Origin of the sequence: Citrobacter sp. Cpo089 (genome assembly GCF_030332695.1) — a bacterium.
Taxonomy (GTDB): Bacteria; Pseudomonadota; Gammaproteobacteria; order Enterobacterales; family Enterobacteriaceae; genus Citrobacter; species Citrobacter portucalensis.
In genome coordinates this window covers 124,884-146,263 of sequence record NZ_JAOWHJ010000067.1, presented here as the reverse complement: position 1 = coordinate 146,263, position 21,380 = coordinate 124,884, and the positions used below count along the sequence as shown (strand labels likewise).

20 protein-coding genes are annotated in these 21,380 nt (G+C 50.4%); 11 read left to right on the top strand and 9 right to left on the bottom strand.

Features of this window, described 5'->3' with window-relative positions:
• Nucleotides 1-69 precede the first annotated feature (69 nt).
• On the bottom strand, nucleotides 70-660 hold the full coding sequence (gene cobO, locus OGX92_RS16485) for a cob(I)yrinic acid a,c-diamide adenosyltransferase (RefSeq protein WP_286586838.1): 591 nt from the start codon (nucleotides 658-660) through the stop codon (nucleotides 70-72).
• Nucleotides 657-1,418: a YciK family oxidoreductase gene (locus OGX92_RS16480; protein ID WP_003833331.1), complete on the bottom strand. Its 762-nt coding sequence runs from the start codon at nucleotides 1,416-1,418 to the stop codon at nucleotides 657-659. Before OGX92_RS16480 ends, cobO begins: the two co-directional genes overlap by 4 nt.
• Before the next feature lie 221 nt (nucleotides 1,419-1,639).
• Between OGX92_RS16480 and sohB the strand changes: the two genes are divergently transcribed.
• Nucleotides 1,640-2,686: a protease SohB gene (sohB, locus tag OGX92_RS16475; RefSeq protein WP_032934465.1), complete on the top strand. Its 1,047-nt coding sequence runs from the start codon at nucleotides 1,640-1,642 to the stop codon at nucleotides 2,684-2,686.
• A gap of 108 nt (nucleotides 2,687-2,794) precedes the next feature.
• On the opposite strand, the gene OGX92_RS16470 is transcribed toward sohB, so the two are convergent.
• A complete protein-coding gene (locus OGX92_RS16470; RefSeq protein WP_003020616.1) occupies nucleotides 2,795-3,046 on the bottom strand; it encodes a YciN family protein in 252 nt (83 codons plus the stop codon).
• Nucleotides 3,047-3,444: 398 nt separating this feature from the next.
• Between OGX92_RS16470 and topA the strand changes: the two genes are divergently transcribed.
• The 5 genes from topA (at nucleotide 3,445) to acnA (ending at nucleotide 10,837) form a co-directional block, all read left to right on the top strand.
• Nucleotides 3,445-6,042, top strand: coding sequence for a type I DNA topoisomerase (gene topA / locus OGX92_RS16465; protein ID WP_003833325.1), 2,598 nt, complete (start codon nucleotides 3,445-3,447; stop codon nucleotides 6,040-6,042).
• A gap of 208 nt (nucleotides 6,043-6,250) precedes the next feature.
• Nucleotides 6,251-7,225 (top strand): HTH-type transcriptional regulator CysB, encoded by a 975-nt coding sequence (gene cysB / locus OGX92_RS16460; RefSeq protein ID WP_003020610.1) that lies wholly within the window; start codon nucleotides 6,251-6,253, stop codon nucleotides 7,223-7,225.
• Between the two features lie 314 nt (nucleotides 7,226-7,539).
• Nucleotides 7,540-7,680, top strand: a complete 141-nt coding sequence (locus OGX92_RS16455) for a YmiA family putative membrane protein (protein WP_213194281.1) — start codon at nucleotides 7,540-7,542, stop codon at nucleotides 7,678-7,680.
• 2 nt (nucleotides 7,681-7,682) lie between these two features.
• The gene (locus OGX92_RS16450; protein ID WP_286586836.1) at nucleotides 7,683-7,853 is read left to right on the top strand and encodes a YciX family protein; all 171 of its coding nucleotides are present in this window, start codon (nucleotides 7,683-7,685) and stop codon (nucleotides 7,851-7,853) included.
• 308 nt (nucleotides 7,854-8,161) lie between these two features.
• Nucleotides 8,162-10,837 (top strand): aconitate hydratase AcnA, encoded by a 2,676-nt coding sequence (acnA, locus tag OGX92_RS16445; RefSeq protein ID WP_164562740.1) that lies wholly within the window; start codon nucleotides 8,162-8,164, stop codon nucleotides 10,835-10,837.
• 49 nt (nucleotides 10,838-10,886) lie between these two features.
• Here acnA and ribA read toward each other — a convergent pair whose 3' ends face one another.
• Nucleotides 10,887-11,477 (bottom strand): GTP cyclohydrolase II, encoded by a 591-nt coding sequence (gene ribA, locus OGX92_RS16440; RefSeq protein ID WP_003020601.1) that lies wholly within the window; start codon nucleotides 11,475-11,477, stop codon nucleotides 10,887-10,889.
• A 201-nt stretch (nucleotides 11,478-11,678) separates the two neighbouring features.
• On the opposite strand from ribA, the gene pgpB reads away from it, so the two are divergent.
• From pgpB to yciH, 5 genes are all read left to right on the top strand, one after another.
• A complete protein-coding gene (gene pgpB, locus OGX92_RS16435) occupies nucleotides 11,679-12,443 on the top strand; it encodes a phosphatidylglycerophosphatase B (RefSeq protein WP_003833318.1) in 765 nt (254 codons plus the stop codon).
• 149 nt (nucleotides 12,444-12,592) lie between these two features.
• Entirely contained in the window at nucleotides 12,593-12,901 is a 309-nt protein-coding gene (locus OGX92_RS16430) for a LapA family protein (RefSeq protein WP_003020595.1), read from the top strand.
• Between the two features lie 6 nt (nucleotides 12,902-12,907).
• Nucleotides 12,908-14,077 carry a lipopolysaccharide assembly protein LapB gene (lapB, locus tag OGX92_RS16425; RefSeq protein ID WP_003833317.1) on the top strand — a complete coding sequence of 390 codons (1,170 nt, stop codon included), beginning with the start codon at nucleotides 12,908-12,910 and terminating at the stop codon, nucleotides 14,075-14,077.
• 189 nt (nucleotides 14,078-14,266) lie between these two features.
• A complete protein-coding gene (pyrF, locus tag OGX92_RS16420; protein ID WP_126319799.1) occupies nucleotides 14,267-15,004 on the top strand; it encodes an orotidine-5'-phosphate decarboxylase in 738 nt (245 codons plus the stop codon).
• Nucleotides 15,005-15,331 carry a stress response translation initiation inhibitor YciH gene (yciH, locus tag OGX92_RS16415; protein WP_003833315.1) on the top strand — a complete coding sequence of 109 codons (327 nt, stop codon included), beginning with the start codon at nucleotides 15,005-15,007 and terminating at the stop codon, nucleotides 15,329-15,331.
• A gap of 91 nt (nucleotides 15,332-15,422) precedes the next feature.
• On the opposite strand, the gene osmB is transcribed toward yciH, so the two are convergent.
• The 5 genes from osmB to OGX92_RS16390 all read right to left on the bottom strand — a co-directional run bounded on the left by osmB (nucleotide 15,423) and on the right by OGX92_RS16390 (nucleotide 21,314).
• The gene (gene osmB / locus OGX92_RS16410; RefSeq protein ID WP_043016156.1) at nucleotides 15,423-15,641 is read right to left on the bottom strand and encodes an osmotically-inducible lipoprotein OsmB; all 219 of its coding nucleotides are present in this window, start codon (nucleotides 15,639-15,641) and stop codon (nucleotides 15,423-15,425) included.
• Nucleotides 15,642-15,909: 268 nt separating this feature from the next.
• On the bottom strand, nucleotides 15,910-16,662 hold the full coding sequence (gene yciT, locus OGX92_RS16405) for a DNA-binding transcriptional regulator YciT (protein ID WP_003020580.1): 753 nt from the start codon (nucleotides 16,660-16,662) through the stop codon (nucleotides 15,910-15,912).
• 95 nt (nucleotides 16,663-16,757) lie between these two features.
• Entirely contained in the window at nucleotides 16,758-16,940 is a 183-nt protein-coding gene (locus tag OGX92_RS16400) for a YciZ family protein (RefSeq protein WP_003833313.1), read from the bottom strand.
• A gap of 182 nt (nucleotides 16,941-17,122) precedes the next feature.
• Entirely contained in the window at nucleotides 17,123-19,114 is a 1,992-nt protein-coding gene (pdeR, locus tag OGX92_RS16395; RefSeq protein WP_063940813.1) for a cyclic di-GMP phosphodiesterase, read from the bottom strand.
• A 265-nt stretch (nucleotides 19,115-19,379) separates the two neighbouring features.
• A complete protein-coding gene (locus OGX92_RS16390; protein WP_057067367.1) occupies nucleotides 19,380-21,314 on the bottom strand; it encodes an exoribonuclease II in 1,935 nt (644 codons plus the stop codon).
• Between the last annotated feature and the right edge of the window lie 66 nt (nucleotides 21,315-21,380).

Sequence of the window (21,380 nt, the reverse complement as noted above, 5' to 3'; positions counted from 1 at the left end):
GATAAGCAAAGCGCTATCAGACGTTAGCGTGGAGCCGGATGCGGCGCAAGCGCCTTATCCGGCCTGGTGTCAGTAATCGATCCCTATCTGGGCCTTCACGCCCGCTTCAAACGCATGCTTGACCGGGCGCAGCTCGCTGACCGTATCCGCTAACTCCAGAATATCGCGATGACATCCACGGCCGGTGATAATCACCGTTTGATGGGCAGGGCGCGCATTTAGGGCAGTGATGACCTCTTCAAGCGGCAGATAGTCGTATGCCACCATATAGGTCAGCTCGTCCAGCACCACCATATCCAGTTCATCGTCGGCCAGCATCCGCTTGCCGTGTTCCCACACGGCCGTACAGGCCGCGGTGTCGGACTCACGGTTTTGCGTTTCCCAGGTAAATCCTGTTGCCATAACCTGAAACTCTACGCCGTGGGGTTCAAGTAAGTTACGTTCTCCGTTTGGCCACGTACCTTTAATAAATTGTACGACACCGACTTTTTTACCGTGGCCCACCGCGCGTGTGGCGGTACCGAATGCGGCGGTGGTTTTACCCTTACCATTTCCGGTGAACACGATGATGATCCCGCGCCCGTCCGTAGCGGCGGCAACGCGTGCGTCAACCCGATCTTTTACGCGCTGTTGACGTTGCTGATAGCGTTCTTCACTCATTGGGCAATTCCTGGTTTACGGCCCGGCTGGGCGTCAAAAGTCATACCGGTTTTACGGCGGCTGTCATCGCCCATCAGCCACAGGTAGAGCGGCATAATATCGGCGGGGGTTTTCAATTTTTGTGGATCTTCCGTGGGGAATGCGCTGGCTCGCATGCCAGTACGTGTTCCACCAGGATTGATACAGTTTACGCGCAGATGACGGTTTTGATACTCATCAGCCAGCACCTGCATCATCCCTTCGGTAGCAAATTTTGAGGTAGCATATGCTCCCCAATTGGCGCGTCCCTGGCGGCCGACGCTGGAAGAGGTAAAGACCAGCGATCCGGCATCGGATTTGAGTAACAACGGCAGCAATGCCTGAGTCAGCATAAAAGTAGCATTCACATTTACCTGCATTACATCCTGCCAGACCTGCGGGTTTTGTTCACTCATTGGGCAAATATCGCCGAGTAATCCGGCGTTATGCAGTACGCCATCCAGACGCGGGAAATGTGCGGCAATGCGCTGCGCAAGCTGGTGACATTCTTCAGAGGTACAGGTCAGTAAATCCAGTGTAAACCACTGTGGTTGTGTTCCGTTTTCATTGGCGATAGTGCGGGCAACCTGACGCAGTTTTTCTTCATTACGCCCAAGCAGGATAACGGTCGCGCCATAGCGTGCATAGGTCTGCGCGGCTTCGCGTCCGATACCATCGCTGGCACCGGTGACAAGAATAATGCGGCCCTGTAAAAGGTCTTGTTTAGGTTGGTAATGCACGGCTACTCCTCGGCGACGCCCTGGCCATCTCGTTCGCAATAACTTTTGGGCTTTATGCCTTAAACCCTGTTCTTTTTCAATCAGCCAAAGGCAATAACACCGCAAAATGAACGCTTTGTCATGCTTTTTACTGATTCAGCACTGGATGTATGAAGCAAGACGAGGTGACACGCCTGTTGTACACTGAGCGGAAGTCGCGTTGTTTAACCAAGGTGGGTCTTGTGGAATTGTTGTCTGAATATGGGCTGTTTTTGGCAAAAATTGTCACTGTCGTGGTGGCTATTGCAGTGGTGGTGATGCTGATCGTAAACGCGACACAACGCAAACGTCAGCGTGGGGAATTGCGGGTTATTAACCTCAGCGATCAATATAAAGAGATGAAGGAAGATCTGTCGCTGGCCTTATTGGATGGGCATCAGCAAAAATTCTGGCATAAGGCGCAGAAAAAGAAACAGAAGCTGGAGGCGAAGGCCGCCAAGGCAAAAGCGAAACTGGGTGACAGCACGTCATCTGATAAACCTCGTGTATGGGTGCTTGATTTTAAAGGCAGTATGGATGCCCATGAGGTCAGCGCATTACGCGAAGAGGTGACGGCGGTGCTGGCGGTTGTTAAACCTCAGGATCAGGTGGTGGTTCGTCTGGAAAGCCCGGGTGGTGTGGTACATGGCTATGGCCTGGCTGCATCGCAATTGCAACGTCTGCGCGATAAGCAGATACCGCTAACCGTCACGGTGGATAAAGTCGCTGCGAGCGGCGGATATATGATGGCCTGCGTGGCAGATAAAATTGTCTCGGCGCCGTTTGCTATCGTCGGCTCAATTGGCGTGGTGGCGCAGATCCCGAACTTTAATCGCTTCCTGAAAGGGAAAGATATTGATATCGAACTGCACACCGCCGGACAGTACAAGCGTACGCTGACCTTACTCGGTGAAAACACGGAAGAAGGGCGGCAGAAATTCCGCGAAGATCTGAACGAAACGCATCATCTGTTTAAAGACTTTGTGCATCGCATGCGTCCGACTCTGGACATTGAACAGGTTGCCACGGGTGAACACTGGTTTGGTCAACAGGCGCTGGCAAATGGGCTGGTGGATGAGATCAATACCAGCGATGAGGTGATCCTCGGGCTGATGGAAGGTCGTGAAGTGTTGAACGTTCGCTATCTGCAGCGTAAAAAGCTGATGGATCGTTTTACCGGTAGTGCGGCGGAGAGTGCCGATCGTTTGCTGATGCGCTGGTGGCAGCGGGGGCAGAAGCCACTGATGTAAAATTGTCATTGCCGGATAGCGCTGCTCACATATCCTATCCGGCCTACAAATATGCATCAATGTAGGCTGGATAAGGCGTTGCTGCCATCCGGCAAATTATTTCTCGTATTAATCGATCAAGTGATACTTTTCAGAAAGTACGTGCGCCAGGTGTTTAAACATATTAAACACAGCCGTACTTTTGGGCGTTGGTAGCCCTTGCTCGTCTAAAAAGTAATCTCCGCTGAAAACCAGCACGCCGTTTCGCTGCGTAACGCCGGTGGCGACAATCCCCGCCAGCGTGTCCTCATGCTCACGAATGATTTTGTTGGCTTCAATCAGCAGTGTTTCGCGATCGATGGGTTGAGTGTCTTTATGCATGATTTACTCCTTAAACAAGGACATTAGTCTACGCTGAGCCCGCCTTATGGGCAAATATTCCCTGACATAAATGAAGGTTTTACAACAGTGTTACAACTGGCGAGATTTGTTTTTGCATGCTAATAAAGTTGCGTAACGCATTTTATCAGGTACAGTGTGACGCTTTCGTCAATCTGGCAACAGATTTGCTTGACATTCGACCAATACTTCGTCGTGCTAGAGCGTTTGTGAGCAAAAAAGCCTGTTAACTCAGTTACATGAGAGTTACATTACAAGCGCAAATCAGTTTAAGGGGTTGATATCCGCCGACGCAGAGACTATATCGATGTCTCGTCGCCAGTGGAAGGTGAATCAACGTGCGACGCATTCTGGAAGAATCAAATTAGGTAAAGGTGAATATGGGTAAAGCTCTTGTCATCGTTGAGTCCCCGGCAAAAGCCAAAACGATCAACAAGTATCTGGGTAATGACTACGTGGTGAAATCCAGCGTCGGTCATATCCGTGATTTGCCGACCAGTGGCTCAGCAACTAAAAAGAGCGCCGACTCAACCTCCACCAAAACGGCTAAAAAGCCCAAAAAGGATGAACGTGGCGCTCTCGTCAACCGTATGGGTGTTGACCCGTGGCACAACTGGGATGCGCGCTATGAAGTGCTGCCTGGTAAAGAGAAAGTTGTTTCTGAACTGAAGCAACTGGCTGAAAAAGCCGACCACATCTATCTCGCAACCGACCTTGACCGCGAAGGGGAAGCCATTGCATGGCACCTGCGGGAAGTCATCGGTGGCGACGATACCCGCTACAGCCGCGTGGTGTTTAACGAAATTACCAAAAATGCTATTCGCCAGGCGTTTGAAAAACCGGGCGAGTTGAACATCGATCGTGTTAATGCGCAACAGGCGCGCCGCTTTATGGACCGTGTTGTGGGCTATATGGTGTCGCCACTGCTGTGGAAAAAAATTGCGCGTGGTCTGTCTGCCGGTCGCGTACAGTCTGTGGCTGTGCGTCTGGTGGTTGAGCGTGAACGCGAAATCAAAGCATTTGTTCCAGAAGAGTTCTGGGAAATTGATGCTAACACGACCACGCCGGGCGGCGACGCGTTGCCGCTTGAGGTGACGCATCAAAATGATAAACCGTTCCGTCCTGTAAATCGGGAACAAACGCTTGCCGCTGTTAGCCTGTTGGAAAAAGCGCGCTATAGCGTCCTGGAACGTGAAGATAAACCGACCAGCAGCAAGCCGAGCGCACCGTTCATTACCTCCACGCTACAGCAGGCTGCGAGCACGCGTCTGGGCTTTGGTGTGAAGAAAACCATGATGATGGCGCAGCGCTTGTATGAAGCGGGTTACATCACTTACATGCGTACTGACTCAACCAACCTGAGCCAGGATGCTGTCACCATGGTTCGCGATTACATCAGTGATAATTTTGGCAAAAAATATTTGCCGGAGAGCGCGAACCAGTACGCCAGCAAAGAGAACTCGCAGGAAGCACACGAAGCTATCCGTCCTTCCGATGTCGCCGTACTGGCGGAATCGCTGAAAGATATGGAGGCCGATGCGCAAAAACTGTATCAGCTGATCTGGCGCCAGTTTGTAGCTTGTCAGATGACGCCAGCGAAATATGACTCTACCACCCTGACCGTGGGGGCGGGTGATTTCCGTCTGAAAGCGCGCGGTCGTATTCTGCGCTTCGATGGTTGGACCAAAGTGATGCCCGCGCTGCGTAAGGGCGATGAAGATCGCATCCTACCGGCGGTGGACAAAGGCGATACCTTGACGCTTATCGAGCTGACACCTGCGCAGCACTTCACCAAGCCGCCTGCACGCTTCAGTGAAGCTTCGCTGGTTAAAGAGCTTGAAAAGCGTGGCATTGGTCGTCCATCCACCTATGCGTCGATCATCTCTACGATTCAGGATCGCGGTTATGTTCGCGTTGAAAACCGTCGTTTCTACGCTGAAAAAATGGGTGAAATCGTCACCGATCGTCTGGAAGAAAACTTCCGTGAGCTGATGAACTACGATTTTACCGCGCAGATGGAAGACAGCCTCGACCAGGTGGCGAATCACGAAGCCGAATGGAAGGGCGTACTCGACAACTTCTTCACTGATTTTACTCAGCAGCTGGATAAAGCCGAGAAAGATCCTGAAGAGGGCGGTATGCGTCCGAACCAGATGGTACTGACCAGCATTGATTGCCCGACCTGCGGACGCAAGATGGGTATTCGTACTGCCAGCACTGGCGTTTTCCTTGGTTGCTCCGGCTACGCACTTTCCCCGAAAGAGCGTTGCAAAACCACCATCAACCTGGTGCCGGAAAACGAAGTATTGAACGTGCTGGAAGGCGACGACGCGGAAACGAACGCATTGCGCGCCAAACGCCGCTGCCAGAAGTGCGGTACGGCAATGGACAGTTATCTCATCGATCCTAAGCGTAAATTGCATGTGTGTGGTAATAACCCAACCTGCGACGGCTACGAGATCGAAGAGGGTGAATTCCGTATCAAGGGTTATGACGGTCCTATCGTAGAGTGCGAAAAATGTGGTTCTGAAATGCACCTGAAAATGGGACGTTTCGGCAAGTACATGGCGTGTACCAACGACGAGTGTAAAAACACCCGTAAGATCCTGCGTAACGGTGAAGTTGCTCCGCCGAAAGAAGATCCGGTTCCGCTGCCGGAACTGCCGTGTGAAAAATCTGACGCGTATTTCGTGTTACGTGATGGTGCTGCAGGTATCTTCCTGGCGGCCAATACGTTCCCGAAATCACGTGAGACTCGTGCGCCGTTGGTGGAAGAGTTGTATCGCTTCCGCGATCGCCTGCCGGAAAAACTGCGTTATCTGGCAGACGCACCGCAAACTGACCCGGATGGTAACAAGTCCATGGTTCGTTTCAGCCGTAAAACCAAGCAGCAATACGTTGCCGCTGAGAAAGACGGTAAGGCGACGGGCTGGTCCGCGTTCTTCGTTGACGGCAAATGGGTAGAAGGGAAGAAATAACAGCATTCTGGCTGAGTTCCTCCTCAAAGGGTCGCGTAAGCGGCCCTTTTTGTTTATGGCATATTATTTTTTGTCATACCTATACAGCGTACATATAAATGATATAGTGGTTATAGTTAACAAGCTTTTTATTATTAAATCGTATTAGCAGCGCCCACGAGCCTGCACAGAAACGATGATTTGATGGCGCAAATCGGGATGGCATAACATGAAATTACAGCAGCTTCGCTACATCGTTGAGGTGGTGAACCACAACCTTAATGTCTCCTCAACGGCAGAAGGGCTCTATACCTCCCAGCCCGGTATCAGTAAGCAAGTTCGTATGCTGGAAGATGAACTTGGCATCCAGATTTTCGCCCGTAGCGGTAAGCATCTGACCCAGGTTACGCCAGCGGGGCAGGAAGTTATCCGTATTGCGCGCGAAGTACTGTCTAAGGTAGATGCTATTAAGTCCGTTGCTGGCGAACATACCTGGCCGGACAAAGGCTCGCTGTATATTGCCACCACGCACACCCAGGCACGTTACGCATTGCCGAACGTGATTAAAGGTTTTATTGAGCGATATCCTCGAGTTTCATTGCATATGCACCAGGGATCGCCAACGCAAATTGCCGAAGCCGTCTCGAAAGGGAATGCGGATTTTGCTATTGCGACGGAAGCCTTGCACCTGTATGACGACCTGGTGATGCTACCTTGCTATCACTGGAACCGTTCGATTGTCGTCACGCCGGACCATCCGTTGGCGGGCAAATCCTCGGTTTCTATTGAGGAACTGGCGCAGTATCCGCTTGTCACCTACACCTTTGGATTTACCGGACGTTCGGAGCTGGACACCGCGTTTAACCGTGCGGGTCTGGAGCCGCGTATTGTCTTTACCGCGACCGATGCTGATGTCATTAAAACCTATGTTCGTCTGGGGCTCGGCGTGGGTGTGATTGCCAGTATGGCGGTTGATCCTGTTTCCGATCCTGACCTGGTACGTGTGGATGCGCATGATATTTTCAGCCATAGCACCACCAAAATTGGTTTTCGTCGTAGCACCTTCTTACGCAGTTACATGTATGATTTCATTCAACGTTTCGCGCCGCATCTGACGCGTGATGTGGTGGACACGGCGGTGGCGCTGCGTTCCAACGATGATATTGAAGCCATGTTTAAAGATATTAAATTGCCTGAGAAATAATAACGGCTGTAACCTCGTCGGTATCCATAAGCATAAAGCGATACCGACGCAGCGTTTGTATTTAATCATTATTTCTCCCCACATATATTAACCATATATTATTTATGGAAAAAGTTCTCTAAAGTAGTTTCAAATTAGTCAGCTTGCCAAAAATCACTCTCAAATATTCATAATTGATCAAACAATTGATTTATTTATCAGATTGAGTCCGAAAATTAACTGGCTTTTTCTCACCTTTTTTATTAGGATTCCTCCTATCTGATGATTAATTGTACCAATTGTTTGGTGCCTAAATGATAAGTGATTTCGATAGTATGAGGTTAGCGATGCCTTCAGGAAACCAGCCAGCACGCCGGGATCCCGCGATGAAACGTAAAGCCTGGTTCGCCGTGTTTCTTGGCTCTGCCGTATTCTGGATTATTGTCGCGCTCGTGGCCTGGAACGTGTGGGGGTAAGTATGTCCGCACCGAAGCAGCACTCTACTATGACGCCAGCGTCTCATGAACATGAACACGAGAGCAAAACCGTCGCCGAGAAGGGGCCGATGATACCCGAATCCTGGAAACTTTCTCCTGAACAACGGGCGTTTATTGATCTGTTAACCGATGATGATGAACAGAAACAATAGTTCGTACGTATTTTATAATAATAACGATTACCTCGCGGTCTTAAATATCGAATCGTTTATCCCATGTATTCACCATCAGCCACCTAATCAACGTATTATCGATTGCGCTATTGCCTGCTGAATATCCATCCTATTAATCTACACGGCTAGACCTTCCTCCCTACCATTGACCTCACTTCGCGCTTTTGTATCGCGCGCTACTTTTATCAATTTGAGTTGTTATCAAAGCGTTACATTTTGTTTGTGTTATCTTTAATACTAACCCTGAGGAAATCAGGGGATCCAACCCTGTCATTTAAGGAGGAGCTATGTCGTCGACCCTACGAGAAGCCAGTAAGGACACATTGCAGGTTAAAGATAAAACCTACCGCTACTACAGTTTACCTCTGGCCGCTAAATCACTGGGTGATATCACCCGACTACCCAAATCGCTGAAAGTGTTGCTGGAAAACCTGCTTCGTTGGCAGGATGGTAATTCCGTAACCGAAGATGATATTTATGCGCTCGCGCATTGGCTGAAGACTGCCCATGCCGATCGTGAAATTGCCTATCGACCCGCTCGTGTTCTGATGCAGGATTTTACCGGCGTGCCGGCGGTGGTCGATCTGGCCGCCATGCGCGAAGCGGTGAAACGTCTGGGCGGAGATACAGCAAAAGTGAATCCGCTTTCGCCAGTGGACCTTGTCATTGACCACTCGGTAACGGTGGACCGTTTTGGTGATGATGATGCTTTCGAAGAAAACGTTCGCCTGGAAATGGAACGTAACCATGAGCGTTATGTGTTCCTGAAATGGGGACAGCAGGCATTTAGTCGCTTCAGCGTTGTGCCACCGGGAACGGGGATTTGCCACCAGGTTAACCTTGAATACCTGGGCAAAGCCGTCTGGAGCGAGTTACAGGACGGTGAGTGGGTGGCTTACCCTGACACGTTGGTCGGAACTGATTCCCATACGACAATGATTAATGGTCTCGGTGTGCTGGGATGGGGCGTTGGAGGCATTGAAGCTGAAGCAGCAATGCTGGGTCAACCGGTTTCTATGCTTATCCCGGATGTTGTGGGCTTCAAACTGGTGGGCAAACTGCGGGAAGGTATCACCGCTACCGACCTGGTTTTAACCGTCACCCAGATGCTGCGTAAGCACGGCGTGGTCGGTAAATTCGTTGAATTCTACGGTGATGGGCTGGACACCTTACCGCTGGCCGATCGGGCAACCATTGCGAACATGTCACCGGAATACGGCGCAACCTGCGGTTTCTTCCCGATCGATAGCATCACTCTTGAATATATGCGTCTGAGTGGGCGCAGTGAGGAGCAGGTTGAGCTGGTCAGCGCCTATGCCAAAGCGCAGGGAATGTGGCGTAATCCTGGGGATGAACCCATATTTACCAGTTCACTGGAGCTGGATATGGGCAGTGTAGAAGCTAGTCTTGCCGGACCGAAGCGTCCGCAGGATCGGGTAGCACTGGCTGATGTCCCGAAAGCGTTTTCGGCGAGTAATGAACTCGAAGTGAATAGTTCGCTGAAAGATCGCCAGCCAGTGGACTATACAATGAACGGTCACCAGTACCAGCTGCCGGATGGTGCTGTGGTTATTGCGGCGATAACTTCCTGTACCAACACCTCTAACCCAAGCGTATTGATGGCGGCGGGGCTGCTGGCGAAAAAAGCAGTGACGCTTGGTCTGAAACGTCAGCCATGGGTGAAAGCCTCGCTGGCGCCAGGATCGAAGGTGGTGTCTGATTATCTGGCGCAGGCAGGATTCACGCCGTACCTTGATGAGCTGGGATTTAACCTTGTAGGTTATGGCTGTACCACCTGTATTGGTAACTCGGGCCCTTTACCCGATCCTATCGAGACAGCAATCAAAAAAGGCGACCTCACCGTTGGTGCTGTGCTTTCCGGCAACCGAAACTTTGAGGGGCGTATCCATCCGCTCGTGAAGACCAACTGGTTGGCGTCTCCGCCGCTGGTGGTGGCCTATGCGCTGGCGGGGAATATGAATATCAATCTGACGAAAGATCCGTTAGGGCATGACAGAAAGGGCGATCCCGTATATCTGAAAGATATCTGGCCGACGGCTCAGGAAATTGCACGTGCCGTGGAGCAGGTTTCTACCGCCATGTTCCATAAAGAATACGCTGAAGTCTTTGAAGGCACGCCAGAATGGAAAGCAATCCAGGTCGATCGGGCTGATACCTATGGCTGGCAGTCTGACTCAACCTATATCCGCTTGTCGCCGTTCTTCGATGGTATGCAGGCGACGCCGGATCCGGTCCAGGACATTCATGGTGCGCGTATCCTTGCAATGCTTGGAGATTCCGTCACCACCGACCATATTTCTCCTGCAGGTAGTATTAAGCCGGACAGCCCGGCGGGGCGTTATCTGCAAAGCCACGGCGTAGAGCGTAAAGATTTTAACTCCTACGGTTCGCGGCGCGGGAATCATGAAGTAATGATGCGCGGTACCTTTGCCAATATTCGTATTCGCAATGAGATGGTGCCCGGCGTGGAAGGTGGGATGACGCGTCATTTGCCGGGAACTGAGGTAGTGGCTATCTATGATGCGGCTATGCAATATCAACAGGAGAATATTCCCTTGGCGGTTATTGCCGGGAAAGAGTATGGCTCTGGCTCCAGTCGCGACTGGGCGGCAAAAGGCCCGCGCTTGCTGGGGGTTCGCGTGGTTATTGCTGAATCCTTTGAGCGAATTCACCGTTCTAACCTGATTGGTATGGGGATTTTGCCGCTGGAATTCCCACAGGGCGTCACGCGTAAAACGCTGGGACTAACCGGTGAGGAAGCGATCGATATTACGGATCTGCAAAACATCAAACCGGGTGCAACAGTGCCGGTGAGTATGGTTCGCTCGGATGGACGTAAAGAAGTTGTTTTATGCCGCTGCCGTATCGATACCGCGACGGAGCTAACGTACTACCAAAACGATGGCATTCTGCACTACGTGATTCGTAATATGTTGAGCTAGAATGTAAAAAGCCTGCGAGAGCAGGCTTTATTATCGGCGGTAACAACTATTACTTGCCCAGCAAATGTCCCATCTTGGCGGCTTTGGTGTCCAGGTAATGTTCATTGTTCGGGTTACGACCCACAATCAGCGGCACGCGTTCAACAATATTGATTCCCGCTTCGGTCAGAATTTCCACTTTTTTCGGGTTATTGGTCAGCAAACGAACTTCGTCCACACCAAGCAGCTTGAACATATCCGCACACAGCGTGAAATCACGCTCATCTGCCGCAAAGCCCAACTGATGGTTAGCTTCAACGGTATCATAACCCTGGTCCTGCAACGCGTAGGCGCGGATTTTATTGAGCAGGCCGATATTGCGTCCTTCCTGACGATGATAAAGCAGGATACCGCGCCCTTCTTCAGCAATATGGGTGAGAGCCGCTTCGAGCTGGAAACCGCAATCGCAACGCAGGCTAAACAATGCATCGCCAGTCAGACATTCGGAGTGGACACGGGCCAGGACAGGCGTTTGGCCTGTGATATCGCCAAAAACCAGTGCGACGTGATCGTGTCCGGTTGCCAGTTCTTCAAATCCCACCATCAGGAAATCACCCCAGGGGGTTGGCAGTTTGGCTTCTGCCACACGTTTAAGCTGCATGTAATTCTCCAGATTATGCTGGCACTGTCGTGCCGTCGCCTGTTGGCTTCTGTTCTATATTGCACTATTTTGCCATAAGGCAACGATGTTCACCTAATCGCGACAACGGATTCGCTTTTGGAATGGCACAAAATTGTCAATTTCCCCGGCATGCGCTTTTTTCAGTTATGATTGTGAGACTTATCGACGAAAGGAGAGGCAATGCTGTCAATTGCAAAGCGCACTGCGGTCGGGGCCGGGCTGCTACTTATTATGCCGGTTGCCGTATGGGTATCGGGCTGGAGCTGGCAGCCGGGACATAACGTTTGGTGGCTAAAATCTCTGTACTGGATAACGGAAACGGTGACGCAGCCGTGGGGTATTATCACTCACGTTGTTCTCTGTGCATGGTTTCTGTGGTGTCTGCGTTTTCGTCTGAAAGCTGCGGTAATGCTGTTTGCGATCCTGGCTGCGGCAATTTTAGTCGGTCAGGGCGTAAAGTCCTGGGTTAAAGACAGGGTGCAGGAACCTCGGCCCTTTGTCGTGTGGCTGGAAAAAACGCACCATATCCCTGTTGATGAGTTCTACACTTTAAAACGTAAAGATCGTGGTCACTTAGTTAAAGAGCAATTGGCCGAACAACAGGATATTCCGACGTTTCTACGTAAGCACTGGCAAAAAGAAACAGGGTTTGCCTTTCCGTCAGGGCATACGATGTTTGCCGCCAGTTGGGCTTTACTGGCCGTAGGGCTGTTATGGCCACGCCGACGTACGCTGACGATTGTGTTTTTACTTATCTGGGCTACGGGTGTTATGGGCAGTCGCTTGCTATTAGGCATGCACTGGCCCCGTGATTTGGTCGTTGCAACGCTGATTTCATGGTTGCTGGTAACACTGGCGACATGGCTTGCGCAGCGGGTATGCGGACCATTAACGCCGCCTGTGCAGGAGGAAAAAGAAATCGCTCAGCGTGAACAAGAAAGTTAGCCATGATTGATTTTTCGAATTTTGCCCTTAAATCAGAAAGGGGAAAGCGCTTTTCCGTTTCGCACTCGTTGTGAAAATGGTAATTTAAAGGGCTCAACGCGGTAAGTTGTACACGATTTATTCGCTCAAACCACATAACGGGAAGTAATGTGAAATATTTACTCATTTTCTTACTGGTGTTGGCGATTTTTGTTATTTCGGTGACATTAGGTGCGCAAAACGATCAACAGGTTACGTTTAATTACCTGCTGGCTCAGGGTGAGTATCGTATCTCTACGCTGCTTGCTGTATTGTTTGCCGCAGGTTTTGCGATTGGTTGGTTAATTTGCGGCCTTTTCTGGCTGAAGGTTCGTGTGTCTCTTGCGCGCGCCGAACGTAAAATCAAACGACTGGAAAACCAGCTTACGCCTGCGACCGACGTTGCGGTTTCTGCCGATTCGTCGGTTGTGAAGGAATAATTATTTATGTTGGAGTTGTTGTTTCTGCTTTTGCCTGTAGCCGCTGCCTATGGGTGGTATATGGGTCGCAGAAGTGCGCAACAAACCAAGCAGGATGAAGCTAACCGTCTTTCCCGTGACTATGTCGCCGGGGTTAACTTCCTCCTGAGCAACCAACAAGACAAAGCGGTGGATCTGTTCCTCGATATGCTAAAAGAGGATACGGGCACCGTTGAGGCTCATCTCACCCTCGGAAACCTGTTTCGCTCGCGCGGTGAAGTCGACCGCGCAATCCGCATCCATCAAACGTTAATGGAAAGTGCTTCGCTGACCTACGAGCAGCGTTTGTTGGCCGTGCAACAGCTGGGGCGCGACTACATGGCCGCAGGTCTGTACGACCGCGCGGAAGACATGTTTAATCAGCTTACCGATGAAACAGATTTTCGCGTCGGTGCATTACAGCAACTGCTGCAAATTTATCAGGCGACCAGCGAATGGCAGAAAGCGATTGATGTCGCAGAACGCCTGGTGAAGCTCGGTAAAGATAAACAGCGTATTGAGATAGCTCACTTCTACTGCGAACTGGCCTTACAGCAGATGGGTAGCGACGATATGGATCGCGCCATGACGCTGTTGAAAAAAGGGGCTGCGGCAGACAAAAACAGTGCCCGTGTTTCCATCATGATGGGCCGTGTGTACATGGTGAAAGGCGATTACGCGAAGGCCGTCGAATGTCTACAACGCGTGATTTCTCAGGATAAAGAACTGGTCAGCGAAACGCTGGAAATGCTGCAAAGCTGCTACCAGCATCTGGGGAAAAACGATGAGTGGGCCGAGTTTTTACGTCGGGCTGTTGAGGAGAATACTGGCGCCGCCGCCGAGCTGATGCTGGCCGATATTCTTGAAGCGCGTGAGGGGACTGATACCGCTCAGGTTTATATTACCCGCCAGCTACAACGCCATCCTACGATGCGCGTGTTCCACAAGTTGATGGATTACCATCTTAACGAAGCAGAAGAAGGGCGCGCGAAAGAGAGCCTGATGGTTCTGCGCGATATGGTCGGGGAGCAGGTGCGCAGCAAGCCTCGGTATCGTTGCCAGAAGTGCGGATTTACCGCATATACACTGTACTGGCACTGCCCATCCTGTCGCTCATGGTCAACCATTAAGCCTATTCGCGGACTTGATGGGCTGTAATTTTTAAAAAACCTCACTTTAGTTACAACATACTAATGATCTATAACAGATCCTTCCTCAACCTCCGTTGCCAAATTTGCCTGGCAGAAATGTAATCGCGCCTGTTAATTTTCTATTGCCGCAGGTAGAATGCACGCCGTTTACCCATTTTGCGCCGCCGATGGCGCCCATCCTCAGGAAGGTCTGGTCATGACGTTTACTGCTTCATCTTCTTCTCGTGCTGTTACTGATTCTCCTGTCGTTGTCGCTCTCGATTATTCCAATCGTGATAAAGCATTAGCTTTTGTCGACAGAATTGATCCTTGTGATTGCCGTTTGAAAGTGGGCAAAGAGATGTTCACGCTTTTTGGACCTCAGTTGGTTCGCGATTTACAACAGCGTGGCTTTGACGTTTTTCTTGATTTGAAATTTCATGATATTCCCAATACTACCGCGCATGCCGTTGCGGCGGCGGCTGAGCTTGGCGTATGGATGGTTAACGTTCATGCTTCTGGTGGGGCGCGTATGATGACCGCCGCACGTGAAGCCCTGGTGCCTTTTGGCAAGGATGCGCCGTTGCTGATTGCAGTAACAGTTCTGACCAGTATGGAAGCCAGCGATCTTGCCGACCTTGGCGTGACGTTGTCACCTGCGGAGCATGCGGAAAGGCTGGCGCGCTTAACCCAACATTGTGGTTTGGATGGCGTCGTATGCTCCGCGCAGGAAGCAGTGCGATTCAAGCAGGCATTTGGCCAGGCATTTAAACTGGTAACGCCCGGTATTCGTCCTGAAGGCAGCGAGGCAGGCGACCAGCGTCGTATTATGACGCCGGAACAGGCACAGTCAGCTGGCGTCGATTATATGGTTATTGGTCGTCCGGTCACACAGTCGGCAGATCCGGCTCAGACGCTGAAGATGATCAATGCCTCCCTGAAACGAGGTGCGTAAATGAACGACTCAAATTCTCGTCTGGTCTACTCAACTGACACCGGGCGTATTGATGAACCAAAAGCCGTCCCAGAGCGTCCCAAAGGCGATGGCATTGTCCGCATCCAACGACAGACCAGTGGCCGCAAAGGTAAGGGTGTGTGCCTGATTACTGGAATAGATCAGGACGATGCTGAACTGACCAAATTAGCTGCGGAACTGAAGAAAAAATGTGGTTGCGGCGGGGCAGTGAAGGATGGCGTGATTGAGATACAGGGTGATAAACGCGACCTGATTAAATCGCTGCTGGAAGCCAAAGGAATGAAAGTTAAATTGGCTGGCGGTTAATAAAAAAAGCCACGGAATTTTTCCGTGGCTTTTTAATAATACAGACCTGAAAAAGTAAACGTATTATTATATCGAGCCGTTTAACCGTAAATTATTTACCCACCTGGTGGCCAATTATACCACCTACTGCAGCACCACCCAGCGTACCCAGCGCGCTGCCATCAGTCAGGACTGCACCACCTACTGCACCCGCACCAGCACCGATAGCGGTGTTTCGGTCACGTTTGGACCAGTTAGAGCAGGCGCTCAGAGACATTGCCAGAGTAATCGCCAAAATGGCAGCGGTCATTTTTTTGCTCGTTACTAACATAATACTTTCTCCTGAATTATTGATTCACGGAATCCAGTGTTCTTTAAGAATAGCGCTAAATTAAGACTATAGAAGATATTTCCGTGAAACCGTTTAGCGAAGGCATTACAAACACTATCCTGAAGTTGGATGTTCGTTCCTGTTATATCGCTAACATTAATTTTACGACTTTATCCTGTTAACGACAGGTAAAAAGTCTTAATTGGACTGTCAGATAACTCTCAGAGAGGAGATGATTTGCCGACTGACAAATCATCTGCTGAAGATTTTATGCGTGCGCATCAATGATATTGACGGTTAAACCCGAGTGCTCGAGCTGCATTTGTACGCTGGCGCTGAGTCTGGAATCCGTGACTACGCGGCTGAATCGCTCTAATGGACCCAGCGTGTAAGGGTGAATGGCTTCGAATTTTGAGCTGTCAGTAAGCACAATAACTTCTGCACCTTTTTCCAGCACCGCGTTAACCACATCAGAACGCATCATGTCGCGTCCGGTGAAGCCGGTGTCAGCCTGCCAGCCATCAATGCCGATAAAGGCCTTGCTGAAGTGTACCTGCTGGATAAACTGGCGAGTTAAGGGCCCCACCATGCTTTCGCTTTTTTTCTGATAGATGCCGCCAAGGAGAATCACTTCGCAGGGGGTTTCTTTCAGCAGATGGGCTATATAGCTGCTGACGGTAATGATGGTGACATCTTTTTGCTCCGCCAGCGTTCTGGCCAAGAGCGCATTGCTGCTGCCGTTTTCAATGAATACGGACTCGCCTGGGCTTACCAGCGATGCGGCGAATTCGGCCAGCTCACGCTTCAGCGTAAAATTAGTCATCATGCGCGTTTCCACATCATCGCTGTTCAATGAAACAGCAAAACCGTGCGCACGGCGTAAATAACTCTGTTTTTCCAGTGTGTTCAGATCCTGTCGAATCGTCACTTCTGAGACACCGGTGATTTTTGCCAGTTCGGCAACGCTCATCTGACCTTTATCAGTCACCATCTGCAAAATAGATTGTTGTCGGGAATTCATAATATTAATTTTATTGCGATATCGTATCGGAAATTAAACGGAAACTGCCTCATATGCAGTTTGCTGATAGCAGCGACATTAAAGGGTTAATGTCATCAGATCTCCCAGGGAGCCTTGTGCTTTTTGGGCAAAGACTCGGCATCTTCTTTGGCCGTGTCTAGCAGCTCAGCCTTCAGAATTTCGAGATTGTGGATGGCTGAGTGGTAATCACCTGCAACGAGGATATCCAGCACGGTATCAATGCGTTCGGCCAGACGCTGAGCGTCGATATCAGACATGGTTATCATCCTAATGGCAATAGAGTTTGAATTTCATGATGCAGAATTTCATGGCAAAAGAGAAGGGAAAAATAGTATTAACTTCAATGATAGAAGAATATTATATATTCTGTGATTACATGCAGATAGGATCGTTAGGTAATGTCCATTTATGGCTATTTTCAACGTTTGATCCCACTGCATTAGCGTGTTTTTTTATTCAGGTGCCGTCGATACCAACGTTCAAATGCAACTGCTGGCATTGGTTTGGCAAACAAAAAACCCTGACGCTCGTTGACACCATTTTTGGTTAAAAACGCATCCTCTTTCGCGCTTTCAACACCTTCGGCGATGACCTGCAGATTGAGTGCCTGTGCGACCGCAACAATGGCACGTACCAGCGACTGCGAAATAGGTTGTTTGTGTACATCCCTGACAAAGGTTTGATCCAGTTTAATTGCATCAAGCGGGAAGCGTGCCAGTTGAGACAGTGACGAATATCCGGTACCAAAATCATCCAAATGGATTTGTGCCCCCAACTGGCTAAACTGCTGAATGACGGACAGTGCCAACTGCTCATTTTCAATCAAACTGCTTTCCGTTAACTCGACATCAATGGGGCAATATTCAAAGTCGAGTTCATGAAGCACCTGTTTGAGATCGGTAAATAGCGTCTGATCGGCGAGTTGGCGGGCAGAAACGTTTACCGCCACGCGCAGATTGATTCCCTTGGCGCGCCATTTTGCAACCTGACGCACAACGTCCAGAATAACCCAGCGCCCCAGCGGAACAATAAGCCCTGATTCTTCGGCGTAGGAGATAAATTCCAGTGGTGGAATGAGGCCGCGTTCCGGAGACTGCCAGCGTACCAGCGCCTCCAGGCTGCGCACTTCGCCTCGCCAGGTTATCTTTGGCTGATAATGGATAACCAGTTGATCGTTTTCCAGTGCCTTGCGCAGGTTAGTATCCAGCCACAGGTATTCAAAAACCCGCTGATTCATTTCCGGAGAGAAAACACAAAACTGTCCGCGGCCGCCTTCTTTCGCGGTGTACATGGCCGTATCGGCGTTACGAATGACGCTTTCGCAGTCCTGACCATGCTGTGGAGCGAGGGAAATACCAATAGAGCAGCCTGTATAGACTTCAATCAGGCCAATGCGAAAGGGTTGACGCAGGCGTGTCAGAATGCGCGATGCGGTAGCCTCCAGTGTGCTCTGGGATGTTTCGGTGGCAAGGACGATAAATTCATCACCGCCAAACCGAGCTAATAGCTGGTTGTCGTCAAGACAACTGAGGATTGCAAGCGACACACTCTGTAGTAGCTGATCGCCAAACATATGCCCGTAGGCATCGTTCACCTTTTTGAAGTTATCAAGATCGAGATATACAATCCCAACCTGAGTATCACCTGCGTTCTCAATCGCGTCGCTTATCAGTTCATGAATGGCGTTACGGTTCGGTAATCCGGTGATGGAGTCGGTATTAGCCAACATCCGCAGGCGTTCCTGCGCGCGGCGTTCTTCAGTGATATCGGTGCCGGAACAGATCAGAAATATTTCGTTCTTGCCGCTACCGTTATGTACAAACTTATTGCGAAAAAGAAACAGGCGCTGACCTTTGCAGGTCTTCACCCAACGTTCGACCTCATATGAGTTGCCTTCGCGAAAAAAGACCTCGATGTTACGTCTGGAGGCTGCGGCTTCACGTCGACTCATAAACAGTGTGAATACGCTTTGGCCAATGACTTCACGTTCTCTGAGTCCGGTGTACTCTTCGCACAAACGGTTAAAACGCTGAATGTTGCCCATTCGGTCAAGAATGACAATAACGGAATTGGCTTCTGAAACCACCTGTTCGGCAAAAGAGAGACCTTGAGCCAGGTCGCGTGCGACGGAAGGGGTGTCATCCCAGGCTGATGCGCTACCGGCCCATTCGCGCTTATTGATTTTCCGCCCGACCAAATGTACCGGAATATCGTCATCTTCAATGGGTAACGTCATCAACAGGCTTGACGTAATTACCGTCATCTCGCGAATACGGTCGGCCTGTTCGGGTGATAATTCGATGGTCTGCTCAGCTTCTGCTGTTTCATCAATAGAGAAATGCAGGATGTTGCAATCCTCTGACAAACGCCAGTAGGGGTTATGAGTGCCCACATAGCTATACAACGTAACCAGCTCCCGGACGTCTTTCATGATGTGTACTATCCCGTTTAAAGCGCATAAAGCCTCAAAAGTAAGGGTAGCCATGATTCATTCAGGGTGATTATGGCTGAACGTATTGTTTTATTTATATATTTATATGTAATCCAGAATCCATAAAAAGCAAAGCCAGCGGAACTGAAAAATAGTAAAAAAAAATTTTGACTGGATGAGAGAAGTGTAGTGTGTGGTTGAAATTTGGTCGGTAAAAAAAGAAAACGACCTTTCAAAAAAGAGAAAGGTCGTTGGATTTGTCAGTTTACGCTGCTGGACGTGCGATAACGCTACGGGTTTCCATGCGAACTTCGGCGATAGTTACGTCAATCACATCAGTGACTTTGTAAACCACTTCACCTTTGATTTGTACGGTACCACTTTCCTGGCTGCAGACCAGTTCGTCACGCACGGCGTGCAGGAAGGGGGCAGGAATAAAGGCAACAGCGCCATTATCAACCAAACGTACGCGCATGCCGCCGCGGCTGACGTCGATGATCTCGGCCGCAAAGCGGGTGTCGGTTCCGGCTTTATCACTCAGGAAACGGGCGTATAGCCAGTCACCCACATCACGCTCAGCCATCCGGTTCAGGCGACGACGTTCTGCCATCTGCACGGTGGTATCATCCTGAGGTCGGGCGACGGTTTCGCCTTTGATGACGGCCTTAAGCAGACGGTGGTTGATCATATCGCCATACTTACGGATTGGGGAAGTCCAGGTGGCATATGCCTCCAGACCCAACCCAAAGTGTGGACCTGGCTCAATACTAATTTCAGCGTAAGACTGGAAGCGGCGAATTCGGCTGTCGAGGAAACCGGATGGCTGTGCATCCAGTTCGCGGCGCAGTTTGCAGAAACCTTCCAGTGTCAGTACTTCTTCGGCATCGACGTGCATACCGTGGGTTTTCAGCAGCGCGGCCAGAGCGTCGGCGTTGGCCGGGTCGAATCCCATATGGACGTTATAAATACCGAAGCCCAGCTTGTCGCGAAGCACACGGGCGGCGCAAATATTTGCCGCAATCATGGATTCTTCCACGATACGGTTTGCGATGCGGCGTGGCTCAGCGACGATGTCCAGTACTTCACCTTTTTCACCGAGAACGAAACGGTAATCCGGGCGATCTTTAAAGACCAGCGCGTGGTTATGACGCCACTCTCCTCGGCTCAGGCAAATACGATGCAGCAGACGGATTTGTTCCGCAATCGCGTCGTTTTCTGGTTGCCACTCGCCTGTACCTTCCAGCCAGTCGGAAACATTGTCATAGGCCAGCTTCGCTTTAGACTCGATGGTTGCGGCGAAGAAGGTGATGTTGTCTTCAATCGTGCCATCGGCAGTAATGCTCATACGACAAGCTAAAACCGGGCGCACTTCGTTCGCGCGCAGAGAACAGAGATCGTCAGACAATTCACGTGGTAACATCGGGATATTGAACCCCGGTAAATAATTGGTGAACGCGCGAATTTTTGCCGTTTTATCCAGCTTGCTGCCTTCTGCAATCCAGGCTGTTGGGTCGGCAATGGCGACGGTTAATTGTAGTGTGCCGTCAGCTTGTTCTTCAGCATACAGCGCATCGTCCATATCTTCGGTGCTGGCGCTGTCGATGGTGACGAAATTGAGGGCGGTTAAATCTTCACGAACCAGGCCTTCGTCCAGCATTTCGGTTGCTACACCGTCTGGGGCTTCTTTTTCCAGATTATGGCGTGCCAGTGTGACCCACCACGGGACAAAGTGGTCATCAGCAAAAGTGATAAATTGGGTTAACTCGGCGTAGAAGGTGCGATCGCCTTTCAGCGGGTGGCGGCGCATTTCTGCAACAGCCCAGTCGCCTTCTTTAAATTCATGTTCAACGCCGCGGGCTGCACGACAAGGAATAGCATCTTTCAGTAACGGATGATCCGGCACAATGGACAGACGGTCATTTTTGCCCTGAACTTTACCCACGAAGCGCGTCAGGAAGGGTTCGATCAGTTCTTCCGGCTCAGCAGACTCACGATCTTTTTCTGTATGGATAACCGCAACAATACGGTCGCCATGCATCACTTTTTTCATCTGCGGCGGTGGAATGAAATAGCTTTTTTGTGCATCGACTTCCAGGAAGCCAAAGCCTTTTTCCGTGGCTTTTACCACCCCTTCAGCACGTGGCGTCTGGGAATGTAGTTGCTGTTTAAGCTGCGCTAGCAGCGGGTTGTCCTGAAGCATAATTGTCTATTTTCGTGGCTAAAAGAGCGGCTGACAGTTTTACGCGATTCTGCCAGTGGCAGCAAG